A 5,543-nucleotide genomic window follows, 5' to 3' on the forward strand; every position below is an offset into this window, starting at 1 on the left:
GGCCTGGTGGAAGCGGTTCTGGAGGGGAGAAGGGAGCGAGGCCACCATCTCGCTCACCCGGGCTGAGCCTGCGGCCAAGGCGCCCCGCACCACCTCTTCAAACCGTCGGTGGAGGCGCTTATCGGGGGAAAACGCTCGCAAAACGGCCCGTGAACTCCTGGAGCCTGGCCTCGGCCACCTTGAGCATGTCCATGGATCACCCCCGGTACCAGATACGGGCTGCGCCCGCAAGGGGAGATTTACCACGAAACGGAGATGTGGGTAAAGTCCTGGTTTGTTCCAACCCCCGCGAGCAGTCAAGCCCCCTTGGTCTGGGTTAGTATAGGGGCAAATGCGGGTAGCCCTCTTCATCACCTGCCTGGCCGATCAGTTCTACGCGGAAGCGGGGGTGGCCACGGTACGCCTCCTGAGGGCCTTAGGGGTGGAGGTGGACTTCCCCAAGGAGCAGACCTGCTGCGGCCAGCCTGCCTTCAACGCCGGCCACTGGAAGGAAGCCCGGTCCCTGGCCCAGCGGACCGTAGGCATCTTCCAGGATGCCGAGTACGTGGTCCTGCCCTCGGGAAGCTGCGCCAGCATGGTGAAAAACCACTACCTCGAGCTTCTTCCCGGGGACGGGGAAGCCCTTAGGCTTTCGGAGAAGACCTACGAGCTATCCCAGTTCCTGGTGCGGGTGCTGGGCGTGACCGAGCTGGGGAAGGGGCTTCAGGGGAAAACCATAGCCTACCACCACGGCTGCCACGCCTTAAGGGAGCTTGGGGTCAAGGAGGAACCCCTTTTGCTCCTGAAAAACAGCGGGGCGGAGATCCTCCCCTGGGAGGCGGCGGAGGAGTGCTGCGGCTTTGGCGGGCTCTTCTCGGTGAAGCTCCCCGAGGTCTCCCTGGCCATGGCCGACCGCAAGATCTCCACCCTGCCCAAGGCGGATGCCCTCACCTCCACGGACGCCGGGTGCCTCCTCCACTTAACCGGGCGCATGGGCACGCAGGGAAGGAACATGCGGGTGGTTCCCCTGGCCACCCTTCTATGGGAGGCGTATGCAGGTTAAGGCCAAACTCTACCCCAAGGAAGCCGCCAGGCTCTTAAGGGAACACCCCGGGGTGCGGGAGGCGGTCACCGGAGCCACCCTGCACTTCGAGGAAGGTCGCAAGAGAGCTTACCAGGAGATCGATGCCGAGGCCTGGCGGGAAAGGGCCAGGAGGGTCAAGGACCACCTCCTCACCCACCTGGACCATTACCTGGAGCTGGCGGAAAAGCGGCTACAGGAAAAGGGCGTCCGGGTGCACTGGGCGGAAGGCCCCGAGGAAGCCCACCGCATCCTGAGGGAGATCGTGGCCCGCCACGGGGTGAAGCGGGTGGTGAAGGCCAAGAGCATGCTCACGGAGGAGCTGGGGGTGAACCCCCTCCTCGAGTCCCTGGGGGTGGAGGTGTACGAAACCGACCTCGGGGAATACCTGATCCAGCTCCTGGGGGAACCTCCAAGCCACATCGTAGGCCCGGCCATCCACCTGGCTCTTCCCGACATCCAAAGGCTTTTCCACCAGCGCTTCGGTACCCCCGTGGACGCCTCCCCCGAGGCCCTGGCCGCCGTGGCCAGGAAGGTCCTGCGGGAAGCCTTCCTCACCGCCGACCTGGGCATCAGCGGGGCCAACTTCCTGGTGGCGGAAACCGGCACCCTGGCCCTCATGGAGAATGAGGGGAACATCCGCCTTTCCACCAGCCTCCCCAGGGTGCACGTGGCCTTCGTGGGGATCGAAAAGCTTCTCCCCCGCTTCGCCGACCTGGCCCTCTTCCTCCCCCTCACCGCCCGGGCCGCCACAGGGCAGCGGCTTTCCACCTACGTTTCCCTCATCCAGGGCCCGGCGAAGGAGGGAGAGGAGGGGCCTAAGGAGGTCCACGTGGTCCTGGTGGACCACGGCCGCACCACCCTTCTCCACGACTCCGAGGCCTGGGAGGTCTTGCGGTGCCTCCGCTGCGGAGCCTGCCTGAACGCCTGTCCCGTCTACCGCCAGACTGGGGGGCACCCCTACGGCTACGTCTACTCGGGGCCCATCGGGGCGGTTCTGGACCCCGGGCTTTTGGGCCTCGAGGACACCTACCCCCTTCCCTACGCCTCCACCCTCTGCGGAGCCTGCTACGAAGCCTGCCCGGTAAAGATTCCTATCCCCAAGCTTCTCCTCACCTGGCGGCAGAGAGCGGTGGAGCGGGGCCTCGCCCCCACCTGGGAAAAAGGTGCCATGCAGGCCTTTTCCAAGGTGATGCAAAGCCCAAGCCTCTACCGGCTTTTCTCCAAGGCCCTAAGGGGCCTCCCCCTGCCCCAGGACCTCCTTCCCCTTCTTAAGGCCTGGACCGAGGGACGGGGTCCCTTACGGCCCAGCCCCAAGCCCTTCCACGAGCTTTGGCAGGAACTCAAGGAGTAAGGCCATGGACGCCAAATCCCGCATCCTAAGCCGCATACGGCATGCCCTTAAGGAAAGGCCCAAGGCCCTTCTCCCCGAGCATCCCCACCCGGCTTTTTCCCAAGATCCCCTGGAGCTTTTCCTGAAACGCCTGGCGGAGAATGGGGCTGAAGGCCACCTTGTGGATAAGGAAGGAGCCAGGAAGCTTCTTGCCGACCTGGCCCAGGGGCTTTCCGGAGCCGCTTACGGCAAAGGGGTACCCGACGCCCTCCGCCTCCTGCCGGAGCTTCCTCCCGAAGAGGCCCCCTTAGGGGTTTCCCGGGCCCTTTTCGCCGTGGCGGAAACGGGTACCGTGGCCCTCTCCTCGGAGGATGGCAGGAAGGCCCAGCTCTTGCCCCCCGTTCACCTGGTCCTGGTGGAGGAAGAGCGGCTTTATCCCAGCCTCCTCGAGGCCTTTTTGGACCTGAAATCCCTTCCCAGCGCCATAGGCCTTCACTCCGGCCCCTCCAAAAGCGCCGACATTGGCCAGGTGATGGTCAAAGGGGTGCACGGCCCCGGCCGGTTGGTGGTGGCCGTGCTTCAGGGCACCTGGTAGGCGGGGGGTGGGGAAAGCCTCCTCAGGTTCAGGCGAATCTTCCCCTCTTCCCGCACGAAGATGGGCCACCACACGAAGCTGGCCCTGCCGGCGATGGCCTCCAAGGGTACCGGACCAAAGGTGCGGGAGTCCTCCGAGCCCCCCAGGGTGCGGTTATCCCCCATGACGAAGTAGTACCCCTTCTTGAGGCGGATTTTCCCCACCTCACAGGCCTCGGTGAGGCGGCTTCGGGAAAGGACCTCCTGCGAAGGGGGCAGAAGCATCTCCCTTAGGGGTTTCAAGTAGGCGGGAAGAAGCTCCACGGGGAAATCCCCTTGCTGGGTGAGGATTCGGGTCATGCGCCCGTCCTTGTAGCAAACCCCGGGAAAGGAGTCGGGCCAAGGGGCGATGTGGTCGGTGATGTGCCTTTCGTCCAGGGGCTTCCCGTTGACGTAGACCACCCCCCGCTCCACGTAAACTTCATCCCCGGGTACCGCCACGATGCGCTTGATGAAGAAGGCCCTGAAGCTAAAACCCAGTACGGGAAAGCGGGCAGTGGCGTTGGGGGTTCCTTCCGGAGGCTTAAGGATGGCGATCTCTCCCCTTTTCCACTCCATCAGGCCAAAGCGTACCAGCCAGGTTTCCCACTTGGGCACCAAAACCCGCTCCCCGTTTTTCAGCGTGGGAAACATGCTCTGCCCCACCACCCCCACGGTGGTGAAGACAAAGGTGGTGACCAAAAACGCCACCAGGAGGGCTTCCCCCACCTGGCGGAACCACTCCTTGAAAAGATACTCCCAAAACGCCTTCATACCCCTCCTACTTTACCGGCAATCGCCTTTTTCGCCGCCTCGCGCCCAGCCTGCACTATTTCCTCCAAGCGACGAAAATCCTCTATACCCACCCCAGCCAGGTGGGGCCGCACATACACCTCGGGGGCATACAGGGTGAGGCGGACCGAGGTGAGGTGGAGCTGCATGAGGTCCACCGCCCGCCGGGCCAGGGCCAGAAGGCCCCTGGGAGCCCCTGCCACCTCCCGCTCCGGCGTGACATCCACGGCCCAGACCTCTGTGGCCCCCAAAAGGCGGGCGGCGTCCACCGGCAGGTTGTCCAGGACCCCCCCATCAAAGAGGATTTGCCCCTCCCGCTCCACCGGGGCAAGAAGCCCGGGATAAGCGGCGGAGGCCAGGACGGCGCTTGGCAGGTCCCCCTGGGTGAGAAAAAGAAGCCTCCCCGAAACCACGTCCACGGTGGTGACCGCCAGGGGCCTCCTAAGGTCCTCAAAGCGCTTGGGCAGGTGTTCCGCTAGGAAGTCCAGAAGCTTTCGCCGCGAAAATATTCCCTCCCGGGGGGAGAAGCCCAAAAGGCCAAGCCAGGGGGTCCGGCGGGCTAGGGCCAGCATCTCCTCCGGGGTCTTGCCCGCGGCGTAAAGGGCCCCCACGATGGCCCCCATGCTGGTTCCCGCCACCACCTGGAAGTCCAAACCCGCCTCCAGGAAGACCTCGAGGGCCCCGATATGGGCAAGCCCCCTAGCCCCTCCACCGGAAAGTGCCAGGCCACGCACGCCAAAATCCTAACGGCTTCTTTAGTGAAAGAGGTGAAGGCTTGGATATAGTGGAGGCGGTGAGCCTGGCGGGGAAAGTCCTCCTGAACCGATACCGGGTGGTGCGCCCCTTGGGCCAGGGCGCCCTGGCCACCGTCTACCTGGCCTTTGACCGCTTCGGCACCCCTTACGCCCTCAAGGTCTTCCCCAAGGGGGCCGAGGCCAGGCGCAACCGGGAGTTCTGGGTAGGGAAGCAGCTTTCCCACCCCAACCTGAACCCGGTTCTGGAGAGCCTGGACCTCGAGGAAGGCCCCGCCCTCCTCCTGGCCTACGCCCCTGGGGAGGAGATGGGGCGCTGGATGGGGCGCCGCCCCGAGCGCCCTCGGGCCTTATACGTCTTCCGCCAGCTCCTCATGGCCTTGGCCCACCTGCATGGCAAGGGCCTGGTGCACCGGGACGTGAAGCCGGAAAACTTCATCGTGGCGGGAACGGACGAGGCCAAGCTGGTGGACTTTGACCTCTCAGGGCCGGCCCTCGAGGCCTTCAAGAAACCCTTAAGGGTGGGGACCCTTCCCTACCTGGCCCCCGAGCAGGTCCTGGGGCAAAGCCCCGGCCCCGAAGCCGATGTGTACGCGGCGGGCATCATCCTATACTGGATTCTCTCCGGGGAACATCCCTTTGTGGGTGGGCCGGAGGAGGTCCTCCTCGGCCACCTCCAGGAACCCGTTCCCCCTGTCCCCGGCCTGGCCCCTCCGCAGCAGGCCTATTTGGAGCGCCTCCTGGCCAAATCCCCCAAGGAACGCTTCCCCTCGGCAAAGGAGGCCCTCGAGGGGTTTCCCTTCCCTTGAAATGGCTTCCTGCTGGATCCTCTCCACCCTTCTGGGCTCCGCCCTTTAAACCTGTGGCCTGGGATCCCGAACCCACTGTGACGACTCCCCGGACTAAAGTCCAGGGCTTCTCGGGCATGGTATTGCTACCCCCGAAGGCCCCGTCCAGGCCCTAGCCAGGATGTTCTGCGCTGCCGCCACGTCCC

Annotated in this window: 6 protein-coding genes; 4 read left to right on the forward strand and 2 right to left on the reverse strand. The window is 64.8% G+C overall.

The genetic code is table 11. From position 1 onward, the window contains the following. Nucleotides 1-331 precede the first annotated feature (331 nt). Genes F604_RS0111235 through F604_RS0111245 form a run of 3 tightly spaced genes read left to right on the forward strand, consistent with a single transcriptional unit; the run spans nt 332 to nt 2,988 of the window. Entirely contained in the window at nt 332-1,042 is a 711-nt protein-coding gene (locus tag F604_RS0111235; protein ID WP_019551725.1) for a (Fe-S)-binding protein, read from the forward strand. Continuing rightward, the gene (locus tag F604_RS0111240; RefSeq protein WP_019551726.1) at nt 1,032-2,414 is read left to right on the forward strand and encodes a LutB/LldF family L-lactate oxidation iron-sulfur protein; all 1,383 of its coding nucleotides are present in this window, start codon (nt 1,032-1,034) and stop codon (nt 2,412-2,414) included. Before F604_RS0111235 ends, F604_RS0111240 begins: the two co-directional genes overlap by 11 nt. A gap of 4 nt (nt 2,415-2,418) precedes the next feature. Continuing rightward, nucleotides 2,419-2,988: a LutC/YkgG family protein gene (locus F604_RS0111245; RefSeq protein ID WP_019551727.1), complete on the forward strand. Its 570-nt coding sequence runs from the start codon at nt 2,419-2,421 to the stop codon at nt 2,986-2,988. Here the strand turns inward: F604_RS0111245 and lepB are convergent. After that, nucleotides 2,973-3,779, reverse strand: coding sequence for a signal peptidase I (gene lepB, locus F604_RS0111250; protein ID WP_019551728.1), 807 nt, complete (start codon nt 3,777-3,779; stop codon nt 2,973-2,975). The genes F604_RS0111245 and lepB overlap by 16 nt on opposite strands. Then, nucleotides 3,776-4,531 (reverse strand): patatin-like phospholipase family protein, encoded by a 756-nt coding sequence (locus F604_RS0111255; RefSeq protein ID WP_019551729.1) that lies wholly within the window; start codon nt 4,529-4,531, stop codon nt 3,776-3,778. Before F604_RS0111255 ends, lepB begins: the two co-directional genes overlap by 4 nt. Nucleotides 4,532-4,581: 50 nt before the next feature. On the opposite strand from F604_RS0111255, the gene F604_RS0111260 reads away from it, so the two are divergent. Then, nucleotides 4,582-5,358 carry a serine/threonine-protein kinase gene (locus F604_RS0111260; RefSeq protein ID WP_019551730.1) on the forward strand — a complete coding sequence of 259 codons (777 nt, stop codon included), beginning with the start codon at nt 4,582-4,584 and terminating at the stop codon, nt 5,356-5,358. Nucleotides 5,359-5,543 lie beyond the last annotated feature (185 nt).

The sequence above is a fragment of the Thermus scotoductus DSM 8553 genome (assembly GCF_000381045.1).
Taxonomy (GTDB): Bacteria; Deinococcota; Deinococci; order Deinococcales; family Thermaceae; genus Thermus; species Thermus scotoductus.